This window comes from Sutterella parvirubra YIT 11816 (assembly GCF_000250875.1).
Classification (GTDB): Bacteria; Pseudomonadota; Gammaproteobacteria; order Burkholderiales; family Burkholderiaceae_F; genus Sutterella; species Sutterella parvirubra.
The window spans coordinates 1-3075 of sequence record NZ_JH604932.1; the positions used below are offsets into that span (position 1 = coordinate 1).

Sequence of the window (3075 nt, forward strand, 5' to 3'; positions counted from 1 at the left end):
CTTGGTGCGGTCCCGCATCCGGCTCGATGACGGTCCGCTTTCCGGGCGTGCCTCGGGCGGAAGCTGCGGGACGCCGGTGCCGGAGCACCGGCGTCCCGATCAGGCCGCTTCAGCCGCAGGTGCGGGTCGGGCCCGTCGGTCAGGCCTTGACCCCGAGCTTCCTGAAGTCCGTATGGCTCGAGACGAACCGGATCTTCGGGTGGGTGCCCGCGGCTTCGTTGATCGCCTGCGCGCGGTCGATCAGTGCCTTGGCTTCCGCCGTCGGGTTCTCGTAATCAACCAGGACCAACGCCTTCGCGGGGCACGCGGCGACGCACGCGGGGAGTTCCCCTTTGGCCGTCCGGTGCGTGCAGAGCGTGCAGTGCTCCGCCTTCCCCGGAATGCGGGCGTTCTCGGGCCGGACGTCGACGCGCGCCAAGGGTTCCTTCTCCCCGAAGTAGCTCGTGACCTTCGGGTCCGAGAACTTCGGCGCCCCGTAGGGGCAGGCCGACAAGCACATCCTGCAGCCGATGCACTTCGCCTGGTCGACGAGGACCTCGCCGTTGGGGCCTTTGTGAATGGCCTTCATGGGGCACACCTTCATGCAGGCGGGGTCGTCGCAGTGCATGCAGGAGACGCGGAAGTAGTCGATGACGCCCGCGGCCGGGTGTTCGACGCGTTCCAGGTGATTCCACTTGATGCCCGGCGCCAGTTGGTTCTCTTCCTTGCAGGCCGTGAAGCACGTGTGGCAGCCCATGCAGCGGTCCGCGTTCACGATGATGCCGAGTTTGCTCATGTTCTTTTCCTCCTTCATCGTTCAGCTCAGGCCTTCGTGACGCTCACCGGCACCTCGAAGTAGCAGGGGTACCCGGTGATCGGGTCGCGGTGCTCGCGCGTCATCAGGGTTTGGGTGTTCATGTCTCCGAGCCACCCGTACTGCCCGCCGATCGTCCCTTCGGGAACGAGGATCGTGACGGTGAGGCGCGCCTTCACCGGGCCGCCCCAGGCGCTCCGGATCAAGACGTCGTCGCCTTCCTTCAAGCCCCGCTTTTCCGCGTCCTTCGGGTTCATGTCGATCGTCAGACGGTCCTCGATCTCCATGAGGTAGGGCTGGTCCTGACGGGTCTTCGAGTGGGTGATGTAGGGCTTTCGGGTCCCGTTGATGAAGCGGAGGTCGAATTCCTTCGTCAAGGGCATCATGGGCTTGAACTTGGGCAGAGGCTCGACGCCGAAGGCTTTGAGCACCTCGCTCACGTACTCGATCTTGCCCGACGGCGTATTGAACCCCGGCTTCCCGTCGGGGCGCATGTGGCCGGTCTCGTACTTCCGGAAGCCCTTCACGCCGCCAGGGAGCGTGCCGACCTTCGGGAGCATGGCGTCCAACTTCGCCCAGCTGAAGCCCTCATACTTCGTGAGGATCCAGTCGAGGCACTTCACGGGGTCGCCCTCAAAGAAGTTCTCGGGCTTGTCGACGATGCAACCCAACTCCAGCGCGATCCGCCAGTCTTCCTTCGCTTCGCCCAAGGGCTTCAGGGGCCTCCTCGCGGCGACGCGAGGGCCGTACGCGCCGTAGGGCGCGTAGCGCTCGTAGTTGATGGCAGCCGGGAGAATGATGTCCAGCGCGTCGTGGCTCGCCGGACGGTAGAAGTAGTCGCAGGCGAAGCCGAAGTCGAGCTTCTCAAAGGCCTTCCGGTACGTTTCCGGCTGCGGCCAAATGTTGACGTTGAAGCCCCAGCCGCAGAACATCCGCACCTTCCCGGCTTCGACCCATTCGGGGAAGTCGTTGGGGCTGCACTGGTCCATCATGTGGTTCCAGACCGGCACGGCTTCGCGGTCCAAACGCGCCTCGCGCTGCTCGGGCGCGTCCCACCACGCCGGGTCGATCATGTCGTCGTGGAGCCCAAAGGCGTGAAGACGCATGCCCTTGGGACCGACGGGGAAGGGCAAACCCCCTTCGACGTCGACGTAGCCCATCGTCGCGATCAGCATGAGGAGCGCGCGGGTGTTCTGCACGCCGTTCGAATTGTGGGAGAGCGACTGCGGAGTGGAGATGTAGACGCCCGGGCCCTTCGCCCAAAGGCGCGCGGCCTCAACGATTTTTTCGGCCGGCACCCCCGTGATCTCTTCGGTCTTCTCCGGCGTGAAGGCTTCGCAGTACTTCGCGTATTCGGCAAAGCCGTGCGTCCACTTCTCGACGAAGGCCTTGTCGTAGAGGTTTTCTTTGACGAGCACGTGCGTGATCCCGGCCGCCAAGGCGCTGTCGGTGCCGACCTTCAATTGGAGATGCACGTCGGCGATCTCCGCTGCCTTGGTGCGGCGCGGGTCGACGGTGATGATCTTGACGCCGCGGGCCTTCGCGGCCAAGACCATGTTCCACCAGCCGATGGGTTTGCTCCAACAGTTCGTGGCGCAGATCATGAAAACTTTGGTCTTCGCAGTCGGGGCGGCGCCGATGTTCTCGACCCCGAAGTTGAGCGTTTCGCCGACGAGGCAGCCCGAGCGGCAGGCGGCGGACGATTCCGTGCACCAGGTCGTGGAGCCGAAATAGCGCGCGAGGCGCTGGATCGGCGCGCGGGGCTCCTTCGGGTCGCCGGCGTAGAACATGACGCTCTTCGCGCCGTACTTCTCCCGCGTCGCGAGCATCTTCGCGGCGATCGTCTTGTAGGCCTCGTCCCACGAAATCCTCACCCAGCCCGGGTCGGCCGAACCCTTCGGGTTCGTGCGCTTCATCGGGTAGAGGAGGCGGTTCGGGTTGTAGAGGCGCTGGAGCGTCGCCCAGCCCTTCGAGCAGAGGAAATGGTTGGGGTTTTCGGCCCAGTTTTCGATGCGGTGGGCGGTGTTGCCGCGTGCGTGGAACTTAATGCCGCAGTGCGGCCCGTGGTTGCACGAGTCGCAGAAGGTGTAGCCCGTCCAGTCGGCCTCGGCCTTGGGGTCGGTCTCGGCGAAGACGTTCTGGGCGGAGGGCACGAGTGCGGCGAGCGCCGCGGACTCGAAGAGCGCCCGGCGGGTGAGTTGAACGGTCATGGTTGGATCTCCTTGGTTTTCCGTTCGGGGCACGACAAACCATTGGGGTGGGGGTCGAAAACCGGACCTGCT

Annotated in this window: 2 protein-coding genes; both read right to left on the reverse strand. The window is 64.9% G+C overall.

Translation table 11 applies throughout. The features are described from left to right. Positions 1-139: 139 nt before the first annotated feature. On the reverse strand, positions 140-775 hold the full coding sequence (locus HMPREF9440_RS03780; RefSeq protein WP_040763484.1) for a 4Fe-4S dicluster domain-containing protein: 636 nt from the start codon (positions 773-775) through the stop codon (positions 140-142). A 26-nt stretch (positions 776-801) separates the two neighbouring features. Further along, a complete protein-coding gene (locus HMPREF9440_RS03785) occupies positions 802-3003 on the reverse strand; it encodes a molybdopterin-containing oxidoreductase family protein (RefSeq protein WP_008541670.1) in 2202 nt (733 codons plus the stop codon). Positions 3004-3075 lie beyond the last annotated feature (72 nt).